Source organism: Xanthomonas sp. LMC-A-07, from assembly GCF_030208825.1.
Lineage (GTDB): Bacteria > Pseudomonadota > Gammaproteobacteria > Xanthomonadales > Xanthomonadaceae > Xanthomonas > Xanthomonas campestris.
Genome location: NZ_JARVTF010000008.1, coordinates 561,238 through 576,701, shown reverse-complemented (window position 1 = coordinate 576,701; position 15,464 = coordinate 561,238). Strand labels below are relative to the sequence as shown.

Sequence of the window (15,464 nt, the reverse complement as noted above, 5' to 3'; positions counted from 1 at the left end):
CATCATGATTTGATCATGGTTTTGGCCGGAAATTTATCCGGTATGGCGCGGCTGACTATATCCCGTTAGAAAATACATCGAGTGCATCCGCACCCACCCATCCCTGTGCGCAGTCGCCGACATACTGGCCTGGGGCAGCGGCATGGCAACTCCCGCCAGTGGCGCTCTTCGAACGTTGGATCGGCCTGTCGCCATATGTTCGGCATACCGAGTTGTTTATGCATCCGGCAACACTGTCTGCAGGAATCGCAATGACGTAGTAATACAGAGGATTCTGTCCGGCGCGGCCGATCGCTTGAATGCAGACGAGCTGGCCCTGCGCCAGCCTGGCTCTGGCGATCACGCTACTGCCAGTGGTCGGCACCGCATCAAGTGCATCCACCCCGCTTGCCTGCGCCACGCCGGCAAACAAGCCCGCATCGTCACACGCAGGCGAGAGCTCCACGTCGTAGAAATCGCCGGCATCGACATTTCCGGCCGTGCAGCCGTTTGCCATGTTCGCATCGGCACACTGCACGCCGCTTGCCTGTAGTAACGTCGCGAGACGGTCATTGAGGGAAGCGCCAGAAGAAGCCGGTGCGCGCGTTGCTGCAGGCGCCGATGCCGATGCCGTCGATGTGACTGGCGGCGTGGCAGCAGGGGCTGATTCGCCGGCGCTGCACGCGCTTACTGCAAGCAGCCCGGGCAGCAGTGCGTTGCGTAACGCCGGCAATCTGTGGAATGAAAAATGTGAGAGTGCCATTGCGACTTCCTTGGCTAACAGACCCCGTCAGGCGCGTCCTTCAGCGCTCAAGAAAGAGCGCTGCCCGCCATTGCTGCTTTAGTACAGCCTCAAAGCCTCGGGAGTGGGGCCTTGAAGATCAATCGACCGAAATACCCGCCAGCCTCTGCAACGCCTCGGCGTATTTGGCGCGCGTGCGTTCGATCACTTCGGCCGGCAGGCGCGGGCCAGGTGCGGTCTTGCCCCAGTCCAGCGTCTCCAGGTAATCGCGCACGAACTGCTTGTCGTAGCTCGGCGGGCTGGTGCCCAGTTCGTACTGGTCGGCTGGCCAGTAGCGCGAGGAATCCGGTGTCAGCATCTCGTCCATGATGTACAGGCGGCCATCGGCGTCGGTGCCGAATTCGAACTTGGTGTCGGCCAGCAAAATGCCGCGTTCGGCCGCAAAATCGGCGGCGAAGCGATAGATGCGCAAGGTGGCATCGCGCACGCGCTCGGCCAGCTCGGCACCGACGGTCATGACCATCGCATCGAAGTCGATGTTCTCGTCATGGTCGCCGACCGCGGCCTTGGTCGAAGGGGTAAAGATCGGCTCGGGCAGTTTCTCGGCCTGGCGCAGGCCATCGGGCAATTCGATGCCGCTGATCTTGCCGGTGCGCTGATAGTCCTTCCAGCCGCTGCCGATCAGATAGCCGCGTGCGATCGCTTCCACCGGCACCGGCTTGAGCTTGCGCGTGACCACCGCGCGCTTGGCGTACAGCGCCGGATCCACGCCCTCGGGCAGCACCTGCTCGACGCGGATGTCCACCAGATGGTTGGGCATCAGGTGTTCGGTCTTGTGGAACCAGAAGTTGGACACCTGGCAGAGCATTTCGCCCTTGCCGGGAATCGGGTCGGGCAGCACCACGTCGAACGCAGACAGGCGATCGGTGGCCACCATCAACAGATAGTCGCCGGGGGGCGCATCGGCGGGCAGGCGGTCGCGGGGAATGTCGAAGACATCGCGGACCTTGCCACGGTGGCGCAACGGCAGGCCGGGGAGATCGGATTGCAACAGCGTGGTCGACACAGGCACTCCTAAGGACGTCGCAATGACGCTGTCCCCAGGACCCGGCGGGCCCGCGGGTAGGCAGCGGGCCGCGTAGTGTACGGTGCTTCGCGGCGCCCCGCTGCACGCAGTGGCTGGCAGGCGTTGCACTGCCAGCTGGCGGCCATGGCCGCTGGGCCGAACCGGCAGGGCCGACGGTCGCACCCGGGTGTCAGGCACGCTGCCGCCGGCATGCGCGCGTCGCAAACCTACCCGGTACTTCGCCCATGAGCGCCTCGCACGCCGATCGACAGCCAAGCCACACAGGGCTTCGGGTAAAATCGCCGGCCCGCCTCTCGGCTGCCGATCGCCCCCATGTCCTGGTACGGAAAATTGCTCGGCGCACTTGCCGGCGCCTTGCTGTTCCGCGGGGCGCCGCTGATCGGGGTGATGATCGGCCTGGCGATCGGGCATGCGGTGGATGCGGGCTGGTTCAAGCGCCGCGAAGAGAACCCGTACGAGGCATTGGGCCTGGAAGCAGACGCCACCAAAGCCGAGATCGACCTGGCCTATCGCCGCCTGATGTCGCGCTACCACCCCGACAAGGTGGCCAATGCCAGCCCGGAAGACCGCCGGCAGGCCGAAAAGAAGGCCAGCCAGATCAACGCCGCCTACGACCGCATCCAGCGGCAGCGCAAGCGCTGAGCTCTGACGGAGAGCGGGGCAATGGGCCGCAGCAGGATCATCAGATCAATGCGGGTCTGCCTGATCGCATTTGCCCAACATCAGGTGTGCGTTGCCGAGCCATCCTCAGCGTCTGACGTCGCGCATTGCGGGCACAGCCTCTCCTACAGGCCTGGCTCTCTCGGGCCAGAACTGCAGGAATGTAGGAACAGGCCTTGGAACAGTCCGCGACTGGGCCTTGAGCGCGCCAAATTAAACGGAGACTCGATGCGCGCATCGCTTGGCGAAGCGCGTTCCAGAACCGACCCTGCAACAGTCGGCGAGGTCTTACATAAACGCCCAGGAACCTAGAGATTCCCGGGCGCACACGGGGCGAATATGTCACCCAGGGCCCAGCCCTCAGACCAGGCCCTTTCGCCGGATCAGAAGCGGTAGCTGGCGGTCAGGCGGACCGCATTGGACGAAAAATCCGTGTCCGTGCGGCGCAGGTCGGTGCCGGCTGGGTTCACGCGCAGGAACGGGTTGGTCGCCGGGGCGGTGCCTGGGCCGACGCGCACGCGGGTGTCTTCGTCCTGCAGGCGGGTGAACAGATATTCCACGCCCACCGAGACATGGTCGCTCAAGCGACGCTGCAGCCCGATCCCGGCCTGGTAGCCATTTGCGCTGTCGCCACCGCTGCCAGTGAAGCTGTTGGCGGTGTTGCTGCTGGCAAAGCTGTGGTCGAACTCGCCGCGTGCCACGCCGGCGGTGACATACGCCAGGTAGTCGCCCTGCGCGCCGAACGCATAGCCCACGCGCCCGCGCAGCGCGGCGGTGCGATTGAGCTGGCGGGTAAAGGTGTACAGCGCCGGTGTGGTGCTGAAGGCGCTGACGCTGTCGCGCAGGTCGTTGCGCGTGTACTCGGCCACCACGCCGTAGACCCAGTCGCCCACCTGCCAGTCGTAGCCGGCGCGCACGCCGTATTCGGCGCCGCCCTTGTCCTTGCTGCACCCGCTCGCCGGCGTGCGCCCGGCCGCGGCGCCACCGCAGAAGCCCGGCGAAAACGCATCCGCCCCGGTGGCGGTGCTGACCTGGTCGCCGTCGCGGCCATCCAGGTTGGTATCGAAGCCGAAACGGCCGCCGGACACGCCGGCCGGGTCGGCACCGCCCACATTGGCCCCCAACGAGAAGCCGGACCAGTCAGCGGGGCCGGATTGCGCCCAGGCCGAGGGGGCCAGGGCCAATAGAACGAGGGCAGCGGAAGCGAGCGGGGTGGTTTTCATGCGGTCTCCTGACATCTGGCGCGGCGCGCCGGTTTAGTACCTACGCGCTCGCGTCCGCTGCGGATGCAGGCATCGTCGCGTTTTGGGAGGCGGTCGTGGATTTGGAAGGCCTGCCGGCAGCGGTTCTAGCCGATGGAGGGCAAAGCGGCCGGTGTTGGCTGCGCTAGGCGCCCATCGCCGGCAGGCAACGCCAAGCCGGCCCGAAGCTCCACCGCACGCCCGCTTGCAGAGCAGCTGCCGCCGCGCTCGGCTTTCCTCGCCGCGCCACGGTTGCGACAATGGGGCTCCTGCATTTTCCCGAGCTGCCCATGCAACCGACGGCGATCGCCCCGTCCATCCTGTCTGCCGATTTCGCCCGCCTGGGCGAGGAAGTGGACAACGTCCTGAAGGCCGGTGCCGACTGGGTGCACTTCGACGTGATGGACAACCACTACGTGCCCAACCTGACCATCGGCCCGATGGTCTGCCAGGCGCTGCGCAAGCACGGCATCACTGCACCGATCGACGTGCACCTGATGGTCGAACCGGTGGACCGCATCGTGCCGGACTTCGCCGACGCTGGTGCCACCACCATCAGCTTCCATCCCGAAGCCAGCCGCCACGTGCACCGCACCATCCAGTTGATCAAGTCGCATGGCTGCCAGGCCGGGCTGGTGCTCAACCCGGCCACGCCGGTGGATATTCTCGATTGGGTGCTGCCCGAGCTGGATCTGGTGCTGGTGATGTCGGTCAATCCCGGGTTCGGCGGCCAGGCCTTCATTCCCTCGGCGCTGGACAAGCTGCGCGCCATCCGCAGCAAGATCGATGCGCTGGGCAAGCCGATCCGCCTGGAGATCGATGGCGGCGTCAAGGCCGACAACATCGGCGCGATCGCTGCCGCCGGTGCGGATACCTTCGTGGCCGGCTCGGCCATCTTCAATGCGCCTGATTACGCGCAGATCATCGCGCAGATGCGCGCGGCGGTGGATGCAGCGCGATGAGTCAGGCGCCGCTGCAGATCCGCTCCGCCACGCCCGCCGATGCGGCGCTGCTGCATGAACTGGTCACCGCGCTGGCGGTGTACGAGCGCGAGCCCGACGCGGTGAAGGCCACGCCGGAGGATCTGCGCGCCAGCCTGTTCGGCGACGGTGCCACCGCGCACGCGCTGCTCTGCGAGCAGGGGGGGCAGGTGCTTGGGTTCGCGGTGTATTTCTTCAATTACTCCACCTGGCTGGGCCGCAACGGCCTGTATCTGGAAGACCTGTTCGTGCGGCCGCAAGCGCGCGGGCAGGGCGCCGGCCTGGCGCTGCTGCGGCACCTGGCGCAGCTGGCGGTGGATAAGGGCTGCGGACGCTTCGAGTGGTCGGTGCTGGACTGGAACCAGCCGGCGATCGAGTTCTACCAGGCCGTGGGTGCGCGCCCCATGGAAGGCTGGACCGTGTACCGGCTCGACGGCGAGCGCCTGGCGGCGTTTGCTGCAGGTAGCTGAGGCGGCGGGGCAAGGGACGAGCCGCGCGTAGGCCGGGCTTCTAGCCTTGCCTGGCGGTTGACGCCCGCTTAGGCGCGCAGCGCAGGCTCTGCCCAGGGCATCCTGCTTCGACCATGCGGCCCGTGGCCAAGCGACCGCGCGTCACCTCGCCACCCCTGCGAAACACGCATAAAAAAAAGGCCGCCCCAATGGAGCGGCCTTCAAGAAAATTTGGAGGCTGATCCTGCCTCCGCCCGTCGTCCCTGCTATGGCCTTCTATCCTCCGGGTCATCGATGACATGCCGATGACAGGTGCGGGCGCTGCGTATTCACGATCCACGCATTTCGCCGCTGCTAGCCTGCGCGCACCACACCTCCTCCCATCGGCAGCGCGCATGGCCCCGTCCCACTGGCGACTGATCCTCAACGGCAAGTCCACCGACAACGAGGATCTGCGCGAGGCGGTGGGCGTGCTGCGCAAGCGCGGCATCCAGCTCGATGTGCGCGTGACCTGGGAAGAGGGCGACGCCGAGCGCTACGTGGCCGAAGCCATCGCCGATGGCGTGCAGACCGTGGTCGCCGCCGGCGGCGATGGCACGCTGAGCGAAGTGGCCGCCGCACTGGCCCACCACCAGGACGACGCCGCCACGCTGCCATCGTTGGGCCTGGTGCCGCTGGGCACCGCCAACGATTTCGCAACTGCCGCCATGATCCCGCTCGAACCGCTCGGCGCCCTGGGCCTGATTGCCGAACGTGCGGCCGAGCCCATCGACCTGCTGCGTATCGACGCCGACCACGGCCCGCACTGGTGCGCCAATGTGGCCAGCGGCGGCTTCGGCACGCAGGTCACCGTGGAAACCGATGAGGGCCTGAAGAAGATGCTCGGCGGGCTGGCCTACCTGATCACTGGCATGTCGCGGCTGGGGCGGATCGACCCGATCAGTGCCCGCTTCACCGGCCCGGATTTCAGCTGGGAAGGCGAATTCATCGCACTGGGCCTGGGCAACGGGCGCCAGGCCGGCGGTGGCCAGGCGCTGTGCCCGGAGGCACTGATCGACGACGGCCTGCTCGATGTCACCATCGTCCCCGCGCTCAACGGCGAGGTCGCCGCCACGCTGGGCACCCTGGTCACCGGCGGCAAGCAGGCCGCGCTCGAACGGGTCGCGGTGCGCACCCGGCTGCCCTGGCTGGAGATCGCCTCCGTGCAACCGCTCACCTTGAATCTGGATGGCGAACCGGAGACCTCGCGGCATTTCCGCGTCGAATGCGTGGCGGCCCGCCTGCGCATGCATTTGCCGATCGATTGCCCGTTGCGGAGCGTTTGAAGCTGGGAATGGGGAATGGGGAATCGGGATTCAAGCGAAGCAACTGCGGCTCAAGCGAAGCAACCGCCAACGCACCGCTGTAAGCCCCTCTCCCTTTGGGAGAGGGGTTGGGGTGAGGGTCCCTTTGCCTACACACATGCCGCTACCAGGTAGCTCGCTCTGCACTGGCGCACGGCAATGTCTCACCTTGTGCGAAAAACGCGCTCCACAACAAGGACGCGCTATCCGGAGCAGATGTCGGTCAGCCTGAGACGCCATAACCAACACCGCCCAACCTGGCACAACCCACCCTCGCAATTCCCACAGTTTTCGCCTTGGCACCTGCTGCCCTAAACCGGCAGTTGCGCTACAGTACCCACGTGTCTCGCCTGACGACCCCACGCTCCTTCTCTTCCGCTCGCCGCTGGTGGCGATGGTGGCCCGTTGCCGTCGTCCGCCCCGCCACAGAGTCCCGGAAGGAAAGTCGTCTTGATCACTGCAGAGCAGTTCCAGCGCCAGGCCGCTGAAGGCCACACCCGTATCCCCGTTGTCCGTGAAGTGCTGTCCGACCTGGACACGCCCCTGTCGGTCTATCTGAAACTCGCCGACGGCGCCTACACCTACCTGTTCGAATCGGTCGAAGGCGGTGAGCGCTTCGGCCGTTATTCCATCATCGGCCTGCCGGCGCGACGCGTGTACAGCTTTCGCGGCCACACGCTGGAAGTCAGCGAACACGGCGAAGTGCTGGAGACCCGCGAAGTCGCCGACCCGCTGGCCGAAGTCGACGCCTTGCGCGCCGAGCATTCGGTGCCTCAGCTCGATGGCCTGCCCGGCTTCACCGGCGGGTTGGTCGGTTGGTTCGGCTTCGAATGCATCCAGTACATCGAACCGCGCCTGGGTAGCGGGGAGAAGCCCGATGAACTGGGCACGCCGGACATCCTGCTGATGCTCTCCGAAGAGCTGGCGGTGTTCGACAATCTCAAGGGCCGCCTGTACCTGATCGTGCATGCCGATCCGCGCCAGCCGCAGGCCTATGTGCGCGCCAACCGCCGCCTGGACGAACTGGCGCATCGCCTGCGCCAGGGAGGCGCCGGCTATCCGCAGGCGCAAATTTCCGATGCCATCGACGAATCGGATTTCCACTCTTCGTTCACCCGCGAGGAGTACCACGCGGTGGTGCGCGAGGCGCAGGAATACGTACGCGCCGGCGACATTTTCCAGGTGGTGCCGTCGCAACGATTGCGTGTTCCGTTCCGTGCACGTCCGGTGGATGTGTATCGCGCGCTGCGTGCGTTGAACCCTTCGCCGTACATGTATTTTCTCGATGTCGGCGGCACCCAGGTGGTCGGCTCCTCGCCGGAAATCCTCGCGCGCCTGCGCGATGGCGTGGTCACCGTGCGTCCCATCGCCGGCACCCGCCCGCGCGGCGCAACACCGGAGCTGGACAAGGCGCTGGAAGAAGAATTGCTGGCCGACCCGAAAGAGCGCGCCGAGCACGTGATGCTGATCGATCTCGGTCGCAACGATGTCGGCCGTGTGGCCGAGCCGGGCACGGTCAAGGTGGGCGAGCAGTTCGTGATCGAGCGCTATAGCCACGTCATGCACATCGTCAGCGAAGTCACCGGCACGCTCAAAGCCGGCCTGAATTACAGCGACGTGCTGCGCGCGACATTTCCCGCCGGCACTGTCAGTGGCGCACCGAAGATCCGCGCGCTGGAAATCATCCGCGAGCTGGAGCCGGTCAAGCGCAACGTGTATTCCGGTGCCGTGGGCTACATCGGCTGGCACGGCGACGCCGATACCGCGATTGCGATCCGCACCGCCGTGATCCAGGACGGCTATCTGTATGTGCAGGCCGGCGGCGGCGTGGTCTACGACTCCGACCCCGATCTGGAATGGCAGGAAACCATGAACAAGGGCCGCGCCCTGTTCCGCGCGGTTGCTCAGGCCGCCAAGGGGCTGTGATGGACGGGCAGGGCAGCGATGCACGCATCAGCTTTCGCAACGATTACAGCGAGGGCGCACATCCGCGCGTCTTGCAGGCATTGGCGCAGGCCAGTGCCGAGCAAAATGGCGGCTACGGCACCGATCGGCATAGCGAACGTGCTGCGGCATTGATTCGCCATGCCATCGCGCAACCGCAGGCCGCCGTGCATCTGCTGGTCGGCGGCACGCAGACCAACCTGATTGCGATCAGCGCGTTTTTGCGCCCGCATCAGGCGGTGATTGCAGTCGAGGCAGGACATATCGCCACGCACGAAACCGGTGCCATTGAAGCTACCGGGCACAAGGTGCTCACCGTGCCCGCGCTGCACGACAAGCTGACGCCTGCCTTGATCGCGCCACTGCTTGCGGTGCACAGCAACGAGCACATGGTGCAGCCGCGGCTGGTCTATCTCTCCAACAGCACCGAGAGCGGCACCATCTACACGCGTGCCGAACTTGAGGCGCTCGCGCAGTTCTGTCGCGCGCATGACTTGCTGCTGTATCTGGATGGCGCGCGCCTGGGCGCGGCATTGACTGCCCATGGCAACGATCTGGATCTACCGACGATTGCCGCGCTCACCGATGCGTTTTACATCGGCGGCACCAAGAATGGCGCCTTGCTCGGCGAAGCGCTGGTCATCGTGACGCCGGCGTTGCAGTCCGATTTTCGCTACCTGATCAAGCAACGCGGCGCGCTGCTGGCCAAGGGCATGGTGCTGGGTGCGCAGTTCGCTGCGCTGTTCAAAGATGGGCTGTTCTTTGAATTAGCCGCGCATGCCAATGCAATGGCGCAGCGGCTGCGTGCCGGCTTGCTGGCCGCCGGCGCCGAATTCACCAGCAACTCGCCGACCAACCAGCAATTCATTGCCGTGAGCGCGCAGCAGGCCGAGCAGATCGCGCAGCGCTACGACTTCGAACGCTGGGAAACGCGCAGCGACGGCCGCCTGGTAATTCGCTTCGTGACCTCGTGGGCCACCACGCCTGCCGCGGTCGATCGTCTGTGTGCGGAGGTTGCCGCGCTTTTGCAAGACCCAAAATTTCAGGACCGTTTGTAGGACACAAGGATGATTACGATGAAAAGAATCGTAGGTTGGATGCTCGCTGGCGCCCTGATGTTGCCCGTGATGGCATCGGCACAGATCAACACGCTGCCCTCCCAACCGCACTTGCTGGTGAAAGGGCAGGCATTTCGTACCGTCGATCCGGATCGTTTCATCGTCGACCTCAAGATCAGCAAGATCGACCTGCAGCCAGATCTGGCACGGCAGTTCGTCGAGGAGCGCGCCAAACTGGTCTTGCAGGGGCTTCAGCGAAATCACGTCATGAAGGATTCGCTCTACGCCTCGGCACTGTCGATCTCTCCGCAATCGCGCTACGAAAACGGCAAGCTGGCTTTCCAGGGAACCCAGGTGGAGCGCAAGATCCGCGGCACCTTCACGTCCTTGAAGGACGTGCGCGCCTTCCTCGGCGGGCTGGATGCCAACGAGAATGTCCAGGTGCTGTCGATGCAGACAGCATTCGCCGACGCGGCCGCCTTGCGCGCAGCACTCAAGCGCGAAGCGGCCACGCAGTCACGCGAATCTGCCCAGGGTCTGGCCGCCGCCTACGGCGTTCGACTTGGCGGGATTTACAGCATCTCCGATGTAGCGCCGAGTTTTGCTTACGGTGTCGAAGCAGGCACTTGGTCCGCCCCTGCAGTGCCCAGGCCCGGCTCGGCAGTATCGCCGCCTTCGCCACAGGCACCGCCCCCTCCGCCGCCACCTGCTCCAGGTGCGGGTGCGCAGGGTCTGGGCGAAAGTCTGCTGACCGGCACCATCACCTACACCGAAAACATCTATGCGGTCTTCCTGATCGCGCAATGAGTCCCTTGCCATGCTGCTGATGCTCGATAACTACGACAGCTTCACCTACAACCTCGTGCAGTACCTGCAGGCGCTGGGTGCCGAGGTCACGGTGGTGCGCAACGATGCGATGAGCGTCGACCAGATCGCCGCGCTCAAGCCCGAGCGCATCGTGATTTCGCCGGGGCCGTGCACGCCGAACGAGGCTGGCATCTCGCTGCAGCTGATCGAGCAACTGGGCCAGACCACGCCGATTCTCGGTGTCTGCCTGGGTCACCAGAGCATTGGCCAGGTCTACGGCGGCGATGTCATTCGCGCCGGCAACATCATGCATGGCAAGACCTCGCCGATCCGCCATGAAGGCAAGGGCGTGTTTGCCGGGCTGCCGGATAGCTACCAGGCCACGCGCTACCACTCGTTGGTGGTAGACAAGACCACCTTGCCGCCAGACCTGGAAGTCACCGCGTGGACCGAAAATCCGGACGGCTCGATGGAAGAGATCATGGGCCTGCGCCATCGCAAGTTTCCGGTCGAAGGCGTGCAGTTCCATCCGGAGTCGATCCTCACCCAGCACGGCCATGCGTTGCTGAAGAATTTCCTGGAGCGATGAGCGTTGCTGCCTGCGCCAACGCGCATGCCGCACAGCACACCATGCCTGGCGCAACGCACAGCTCTTCCCATCGCGGCGCCAACGCATCCACTTCCCGCACTAGCACCGCAATGCCCTGGACCACGATGAACCCGCCCAGCGACACCTTCCATTTCTACGAGCCAGCCAACGGGCACGGGCTGCCGCACGATCCGTTCAATGCCATCGTCGGCCCGCGGCCGATCGGCTGGATCGGCTCGCGCAGCGCCGAGGGCATCGTCAACCTGGCGCCGTACAGTTTCTTCAACGCCTTCAACTACACCCCACCAATCGTCGGCTTCGCAAGCATTGGCTGGAAGGACAGCGTGCGCAACATCGAGGCCACCGGGGTGTTCACCTGGAACCTGGCCACGCGCCCGTTGGCCGAGGCGATGAATGCCAGCGCCGCGTTGGTGCCGCAGGAGGTCGACGAGTTCGAGTTGGCCGGCCTGCAGGCCGCGCCGTCGCGGTTGGTCGACGTGCCGCGTGTGGCGGCCAGCCCGGTGAGCTTCGAGTGCCGGCTCAGCCAGTTGATTCCGTTGCAGGCTGCCGATGGGCAGCCCATCCAGACCTGGCTGGTGCTGGGCGAGGTGGTCGGCGTGCATCTGGCGCACGCAGCGCTGAGCGATGGCATTTACGATCCGGCCGCCGTGCACACCATCCTGCGCGCCGGTGGCCCGGCCGATTATTTTGAAGTGCAGGCGCAGGCGCGCTTTCGCATGCGGCGCCCGGGGCAGTGACCAGCGGGTGGCACTGATTCGGTCCTGCGCACGCAGGCGTACGCACGGGGTTTGCTCGGTCACGCTGGCCCCGCACACTGCGCGCATCGCCTGAAGTCTTTCTTCTTACTCCACGGTTGGTTCCATGCCCATCACCCCACAACAAGCCCTGCAACGCACCATCGAGCACCGCGAGATCTTCCATGACGAAATGGTTGATCTGATGCGGCAGATCATGCGCGGCGAGGTGTCCGATGCCATGGTCTCGGCCATCCTGACCGGCTTGCGGGTCAAGAAGGAAACCATTGGCGAGATCGCCGGTGCGGCCACGGTGATGCGCGAGTTCTCGCGCCGCGTGGAGGTCACCGATCGCCGCCACATGGTCGATATCGTCGGCACCGGGGGCGACGGTTCGCACACCTTCAACATTTCAACCTGCGCCATGTTCGTGGCCGCTGCCGGCGGCGCAAAAGTCGCAAAACACGGTAACCGCAGCGTGTCGTCCAAGTCGGGCAGTGCCGACGCATTAGAGGCGTTAGGCGCGGTGATCGAATTGCAGCCCGAGCAGGTGGCTGCATCGCTGGCGCAGACCGGCATCGGTTTCATGTACGCACCCGTGCATCACCCGGCGATGAAAGTAGTGGCACCGGTGCGCCGCGAGATGGGCGTGCGCACCATCTTCAATATTCTCGGCCCGCTGACCAATCCCGCCGGTTCGCCAAACATCTTGATGGGCGTGTTCCATCCTGATCTGGTGGGCATCCAGGCGCGCGTGCTGCAGGAGTTGGGTGCCGAGCGCGCGCTGGTAGTGTGGGGCCGCGATGGCATGGACGAACTCTCGCTGGGTGCCGGCACCCTGGTTGGCGAGTTGCGCGACGGGCAGGTGCACGAATACGAGGTGCATCCGGAGGATTTCGGCATTGCCATGTCGGCCAGCCGCAATCTCAAGGTGGCCGATGCCGCCGAGTCGCGCGCCATGCTGTTGCAGGTGCTCGACAACGTGCCCGGCCCGGCGCTGGACATCGTGGCGCTCAACGCTGGCGCGGCGCTGTACGTGGCCGGCGTGGCCGACAGCATCGCCGATGGCATCGTGCGCGCCCGCCAGGTGCTTGCCGATGGCTCGGCACGTGCCTGTCTGGACGCCTATGTCGCCTTCACGCAGCACGCCACCGCACAAGGCTGATTCCCGTGTCCAGCCACGCTGGCCGACACCCTCACGGCGGCGCTGGCATGCTGCGCAGCGCGCCCTGGTCAGGTCGCCGCCATGATCTTGACCGATAATGCCCGCCCGCCAGGACCCGACACGATGAGCGATATTCTCAACACCATCCTTGCCCGCAAGGCCGACGAAATCGCCGAGCGCAGCGCACGCGTGCCTCTGGCCGAGCTGGTCGCGCGTAGCGTAGACCTGCCGCTCACCCGCGGATTTGCCGCCGCCATGAAGGCCAGCATTGCCGCTGGCGAGCCAGCCGTGATTGCCGAAGTGAAGAAGGCCAGCCCGTCCAAGGGCGTGATCCGGCCCGACTTCCACCCGGCTGACATCGCGGTCAGCTACGAGTTCGGTGGTGCCAGCTGCCTGTCGGTGCTGACCGATGTGGATTTCTTCCAGGGCTCCGATGCGTATCTGCAGCAGGCACGCGAGGCCTGCACCTTGCCGGTGCTGCGCAAGGATTTCACCGTCGATCCGTACCAGGTCTACGAGGCGCGCGTGCTTGGCGCCGACTGCATCCTGCTGATCGTCTCGGCGCTGGAGGACCAGCAACTGGCCGACCTGTCCGGTCTGGCGATGCAGTTGGGCCTGGATGTGCTGGTGGAAGTGCACGATATCGACGAGCTCGAGCGTGCGGTGCAGGTGCCGGTGCCGCTGGTGGGCATCAACAACCGCAATCTGCGCACCTTCGAGGTGTCGCTGCAGACCACCCTGGACATGCGCGCAGCTGTGCCGCGTGATCGTGTCCTGGTCACCGAAAGCGGCATCGTCACCGCATCCGACGTGCAGTTGATGCGCAGCAACGGCGTGAACGCGTTTCTGGTCGGCGAGACCTTCATGCGCGCGCCCGAACCCGGCGAAGCACTGCGTCAGCTATTCTTCGCGCATGACTGAGTCGTATCCCGCCCCGCGCGAGGACGCACCGCTGGTGGTCTTCGACTTCGATCACACCCTGTACGACGGCGATTCCGGCAGCCATCTGTTTGCCTGGCTGATCCGCCGCAACCCGTTGCGCCTGCTGGTGGCGCTGTTGGCCTCGCCGATCCTGGGGCCCATGGTGGCGATGCTGCCCACGCGTCGGCGCGGCGTGTCCGGGTATGTCTGGATCGCCACCTTCGGCCTGCACCGTGCACGCGAGTTCAATCGCTTCATCGACGCCTACGTGCTCAAGCATGAAGCGCAGATCCGGCAGCGGCTGCTGCCGCACGCACTGAAGGTCTTCACCGAACATCGCGCCGCAGGCGATCGGGTGGTCGTGGCGACCGGTGCGCCGCCGGAGCTGGCGCGCGCAATTCTGGGCTTCGTTGCGCATCAGGACGTGCCGGTGATCGGCACCTTGGTGGGCCCGCGCCTGGGTGCAGTGACCGCACGCCGGCACTGCCACAACGAAGAAAAGATGCGCATGCTGCGCGAACGCGGCTATGCCGATATCGCTATTGCCTATTCGGACAGCACCGCGGATCTGCCATTGCTCAAGGCCGCGCGCGCACCGGTCGTGGTCAACCCCAAGGCCAATCGCGAGAGCCTGTTCCGCCAGGTGCTGCCCGTCGGTACTCCGATTCTCAACTGGGGCTGTCGCGATCGCGGTGGCAAGGCGCTCTAGCCGCGCCGATCACCGGCAGCCCGTACGCGCTTGGTGATCACTATAGAAAGCGTCGCTGCGGTCATTCGATGATCTCGCCCGCGTTCGATGGCGTGGATCACTGTCGAACTGCTGTACGCGGATAACGCAACAACTGTGACGCAATCGATGCGCAGTAGCTGCCGTACATCACCCACAGGTCCTGCAAAGCAATGTTGTGATCTGTGGACTGGGTCGCGCTACGGATGGGCTCGCTAAGGCGATATGCAGCGCTCCGGCGCAGCGTTTGGCCGGTTTTGCGCCGGCGCCACCGGTATTGCGAAGCGATCGGTGCACCAGCGCACCGATCGCCCCCACACGCTTAGCGCGTGCCGTACAACACGACGGTCTTGCCGCGTGCGTGCAACAGGCCATCGGCCTGCAACTTCTTCAGGACGCGTCCGGCCATTTCGCGCGAGCAGCCGACCAGGCGCGCGAGTTCCTGCCGCGAGACGCGCAACTGCGTACCCTGCGGATGGCTCATCGCCTCCGGCTCCTTCGACAGATCGTGCAGCGTGCGCACGATGCGATCGGTCACATCCAGGAACGCCAGGCGGCTGGCTTTCCTTGTGGTATCGAGCAGGCGTTTTGAAAGCTGAACGCCAATGGCGTAAAGGATTCGCGGCGCATCCGGCGACAGACTCGTCTGAAACAGCTGCTGCAGGCGCTCGTAGCTGATTTCAGCCAACTCGCATTGCGTGCGGGTGCGCAGGATCACTTCGCGCGTATCGGATTCGATGAACAACCCCATCTCACCAACGAACTCGCCGCTACCGAAGTAGCCCAGCACCAACTCACGATCGTCATCTTCCTCGGCAATGATGCTCACCGAGCCGCTGATCACGTAGTAGAGGGTGCCAGCGGGGTCTCCCGGCCGGAACACATCGGTCCGGGTCGGATAGCGCCTGCGGTGGCTGTGCGCCAGGAATCGCTCAATGGTGCCCGCGTCCAGCGTCAGTGAGGGGGTAGCGTTACGTACCGTCGTAGTCACAACCGTCGTGTTCCCTAGGCTCATGG

General features: G+C 65.2%; 16 protein-coding genes. 12 read left to right on the top strand and 4 right to left on the bottom strand.

Going from position 1 to position 15,464, the window contains the following annotated elements:
• Positions 1 to 55: 55 nt before the first annotated feature.
• On the bottom strand, positions 56 to 742 hold the full coding sequence (locus QRM89_RS09930; RefSeq protein ID WP_285447915.1) for a hypothetical protein: 687 nt from the start codon (positions 740 to 742) through the stop codon (positions 56 to 58).
• 118 nt (positions 743 to 860) lie between these two features.
• On the bottom strand, positions 861 to 1,787 hold the full coding sequence (locus QRM89_RS09925) for a phosphoribosylaminoimidazolesuccinocarboxamide synthase (RefSeq protein WP_285447914.1): 927 nt from the start codon (positions 1,785 to 1,787) through the stop codon (positions 861 to 863).
• A gap of 333 nt (positions 1,788 to 2,120) precedes the next feature.
• Between QRM89_RS09925 and QRM89_RS09920 the strand changes: the two genes are divergently transcribed.
• Positions 2,121 to 2,450 (top strand): DnaJ domain-containing protein, encoded by a 330-nt coding sequence (locus QRM89_RS09920; RefSeq protein WP_011035707.1) that lies wholly within the window; start codon positions 2,121 to 2,123, stop codon positions 2,448 to 2,450.
• A gap of 401 nt (positions 2,451 to 2,851) precedes the next feature.
• Here QRM89_RS09920 and QRM89_RS09915 read toward each other — a convergent pair whose 3' ends face one another.
• The gene (locus tag QRM89_RS09915) at positions 2,852 to 3,691 is read right to left on the bottom strand and encodes an outer membrane beta-barrel protein (RefSeq protein WP_103700922.1); all 840 of its coding nucleotides are present in this window, start codon (positions 3,689 to 3,691) and stop codon (positions 2,852 to 2,854) included.
• A gap of 278 nt (positions 3,692 to 3,969) precedes the next feature.
• Here QRM89_RS09915 and rpe point away from each other — a divergent pair, with 278 nt between their 5' ends.
• From rpe to QRM89_RS09860, 11 genes are all read left to right on the top strand, one after another.
• Positions 3,970 to 4,671 carry a ribulose-phosphate 3-epimerase gene (rpe, locus tag QRM89_RS09910; protein ID WP_016945174.1) on the top strand — a complete coding sequence of 234 codons (702 nt, stop codon included), beginning with the start codon at positions 3,970 to 3,972 and terminating at the stop codon, positions 4,669 to 4,671.
• The gene (locus QRM89_RS09905; protein WP_115575989.1) at positions 4,668 to 5,159 is read left to right on the top strand and encodes a GNAT family N-acetyltransferase; all 492 of its coding nucleotides are present in this window, start codon (positions 4,668 to 4,670) and stop codon (positions 5,157 to 5,159) included. The genes rpe and QRM89_RS09905 overlap by 4 nt, the downstream gene beginning before the upstream one ends.
• A gap of 374 nt (positions 5,160 to 5,533) precedes the next feature.
• A complete protein-coding gene (yegS, locus tag QRM89_RS09900) occupies positions 5,534 to 6,463 on the top strand; it encodes a lipid kinase YegS (RefSeq protein WP_014509219.1) in 930 nt (309 codons plus the stop codon).
• A 468-nt stretch (positions 6,464 to 6,931) separates the two neighbouring features.
• Positions 6,932 to 8,407: an anthranilate synthase component I gene (gene trpE, locus QRM89_RS09895; protein WP_285447913.1), complete on the top strand. Its 1,476-nt coding sequence runs from the start codon at positions 6,932 to 6,934 to the stop codon at positions 8,405 to 8,407.
• Positions 8,407 to 9,483 (top strand): aminotransferase class I/II-fold pyridoxal phosphate-dependent enzyme, encoded by a 1,077-nt coding sequence (locus QRM89_RS09890; protein WP_103700925.1) that lies wholly within the window; start codon positions 8,407 to 8,409, stop codon positions 9,481 to 9,483. Before trpE ends, QRM89_RS09890 begins: the two co-directional genes overlap by 1 nt.
• Positions 9,484 to 9,501: 18 nt before the next feature.
• Positions 9,502 to 10,290 carry an SIMPL domain-containing protein gene (locus QRM89_RS09885; RefSeq protein ID WP_103700926.1) on the top strand — a complete coding sequence of 263 codons (789 nt, stop codon included), beginning with the start codon at positions 9,502 to 9,504 and terminating at the stop codon, positions 10,288 to 10,290.
• 10 nt (positions 10,291 to 10,300) lie between these two features.
• Positions 10,301 to 10,879 carry an aminodeoxychorismate/anthranilate synthase component II gene (locus QRM89_RS09880; RefSeq protein WP_103700927.1) on the top strand — a complete coding sequence of 193 codons (579 nt, stop codon included), beginning with the start codon at positions 10,301 to 10,303 and terminating at the stop codon, positions 10,877 to 10,879.
• 125 nt (positions 10,880 to 11,004) lie between these two features.
• On the top strand, positions 11,005 to 11,637 hold the full coding sequence (locus QRM89_RS09875) for a flavin reductase family protein (RefSeq protein ID WP_285447971.1): 633 nt from the start codon (positions 11,005 to 11,007) through the stop codon (positions 11,635 to 11,637).
• A 124-nt stretch (positions 11,638 to 11,761) separates the two neighbouring features.
• A complete protein-coding gene (gene trpD, locus QRM89_RS09870) occupies positions 11,762 to 12,799 on the top strand; it encodes an anthranilate phosphoribosyltransferase (RefSeq protein WP_115541161.1) in 1,038 nt (345 codons plus the stop codon).
• A 123-nt stretch (positions 12,800 to 12,922) separates the two neighbouring features.
• On the top strand, positions 12,923 to 13,720 hold the full coding sequence (gene trpC, locus QRM89_RS09865) for an indole-3-glycerol phosphate synthase TrpC (RefSeq protein WP_042597307.1): 798 nt from the start codon (positions 12,923 to 12,925) through the stop codon (positions 13,718 to 13,720).
• Entirely contained in the window at positions 13,713 to 14,429 is a 717-nt protein-coding gene (locus QRM89_RS09860) for a haloacid dehalogenase-like hydrolase (RefSeq protein ID WP_014509211.1), read from the top strand. The genes trpC and QRM89_RS09860 overlap by 8 nt, the downstream gene beginning before the upstream one ends.
• 340 nt (positions 14,430 to 14,769) lie before the next feature.
• On the opposite strand, the gene crp is transcribed toward QRM89_RS09860, so the two are convergent.
• Positions 14,770 to 15,462, bottom strand: a complete 693-nt coding sequence (gene crp / locus QRM89_RS09855; RefSeq protein ID WP_011035725.1) for a cAMP-activated global transcriptional regulator CRP — start codon at positions 15,460 to 15,462, stop codon at positions 14,770 to 14,772.
• Between the last annotated feature and the right edge of the window lie 2 nt (positions 15,463 to 15,464).

Bases quoted from the DNA above. Each gene is read 5' to 3' on its own strand.
- QRM89_RS09875 (WP_285447971.1), top strand. From the start codon at position 11,005: ATGAACCCGCCCAGCGACACCTTCCATTTCTACGAGCCAGCCAACGGG.
- QRM89_RS09905 (WP_115575989.1), top strand. From the start codon at position 4,668: ATGAGTCAGGCGCCGCTGCAGATCCGCTCCGCCACGCCCGCCGATGCG.
- crp (WP_011035725.1), bottom strand. From the start codon at position 15,462: ATGAGCCTAGGGAACACGACGGTTGTGACTACGACGGTACGTAACGCT.
- trpC (WP_042597307.1), top strand. From the start codon at position 12,923: ATGAGCGATATTCTCAACACCATCCTTGCCCGCAAGGCCGACGAAATC.
- QRM89_RS09885 (WP_103700926.1), top strand. From the start codon at position 9,502: ATGAAAAGAATCGTAGGTTGGATGCTCGCTGGCGCCCTGATGTTGCCC.
- QRM89_RS09930 (WP_285447915.1), bottom strand. From the start codon at position 742: ATGGCACTCTCACATTTTTCATTCCACAGATTGCCGGCGTTACGCAAC.
- yegS (WP_014509219.1), top strand. From the start codon at position 5,534: ATGGCCCCGTCCCACTGGCGACTGATCCTCAACGGCAAGTCCACCGAC.
- QRM89_RS09890 (WP_103700925.1), top strand. From the start codon at position 8,407: ATGGACGGGCAGGGCAGCGATGCACGCATCAGCTTTCGCAACGATTAC.
- QRM89_RS09915 (WP_103700922.1), bottom strand. From the start codon at position 3,691: ATGAAAACCACCCCGCTCGCTTCCGCTGCCCTCGTTCTATTGGCCCTG.
- rpe (WP_016945174.1), top strand. From the start codon at position 3,970: ATGGGGCTCCTGCATTTTCCCGAGCTGCCCATGCAACCGACGGCGATC.
- QRM89_RS09860 (WP_014509211.1), top strand. From the start codon at position 13,713: ATGACTGAGTCGTATCCCGCCCCGCGCGAGGACGCACCGCTGGTGGTC.
- trpD (WP_115541161.1), top strand. From the start codon at position 11,762: ATGCCCATCACCCCACAACAAGCCCTGCAACGCACCATCGAGCACCGC.
- QRM89_RS09880 (WP_103700927.1), top strand. From the start codon at position 10,301: ATGCTGCTGATGCTCGATAACTACGACAGCTTCACCTACAACCTCGTG.
- QRM89_RS09920 (WP_011035707.1), top strand. From the start codon at position 2,121: ATGTCCTGGTACGGAAAATTGCTCGGCGCACTTGCCGGCGCCTTGCTG.